The 761-nt window shown below is 39.4% G+C and carries 1 protein-coding gene; it reads left to right on the top strand.

Going from position 1 to position 761, the window contains the following annotated elements; genetic code table 11:
- Positions 1-152 precede the first annotated feature (152 nt).
- Positions 153-617, top strand: coding sequence for an IS200/IS605-like element ISSsu4 family transposase (tnpA, locus tag K6V48_RS11655; protein ID WP_029172398.1), 465 nt, complete (start codon positions 153-155; stop codon positions 615-617).
- Positions 618-761 lie beyond the last annotated feature (144 nt).

Raw genomic sequence — 761 nt, 5'->3', positions numbered from 1 at the left:
TTATGTGACTTTTAGTCCGTCACGCTCCGTAAGGTGCGTGACAAATAAACCACCCGCTATGCGGGTGCGCGACGAAGGTTATACCAAAAAAGAACTCCAAACGCGATACAATAAAGGTGTTCAAGCCTATTGTAAAGCGAAAGGAGAAAAATATGGCGCAAAAGGCACATAGTTTATCACATACAAAGTGGTTGTGTAAATACCACATTGTCTTCACCCCTAAGTATAGACGAAAAATTATCTATAATCAATATCGAAGTAGTCTTGGAGAGATATTTCGACGATTGTGTAGTTATAAAGGTGTTGAAATTATCGAAGGTCATCTGATGCCAGACCATGTTCACATGTTAGTCAGTATTCCTCCAAGGTTAAGTGTATCAAGTTTTATGGGCTATTTAAAAGGCAAGAGTGCTCTTATGATGTTTGATAAACACGCCAATCTCAAATATAAATTTGGCAATCGTCATTTCTGGGCAGAGGGATATTATGTAAGTACGGTTGGACTTAATGAAGCCACAATTAAGAAATATATACAAGAACAGGAAAAACATGATATAGCACTTGATAAGTTAAGTGTAAAAGAGTATGAAGATCCCTTTAGGGATAATGGCAAGTAGTACGAATGCCTCTTTAAGAGGCTAGTGACGAGTCAAAAGCAGTGAGGCTTGAACAAAGTGAAAGCCAGCATCTTTAGGTGCTGGCTGGTGATGTGGGCTTATAGCCCTTGTTCAAACCACCCGTTTGACGGGTGGTCATGATTA

The sequence above is a fragment of the Streptococcus suis genome, assembly GCF_019794555.1.
Lineage (GTDB): Bacteria > Bacillota > Bacilli > Lactobacillales > Streptococcaceae > Streptococcus > Streptococcus suis_AB.
This window is presented reverse-complemented; position numbering and strand designations above follow the sequence as displayed.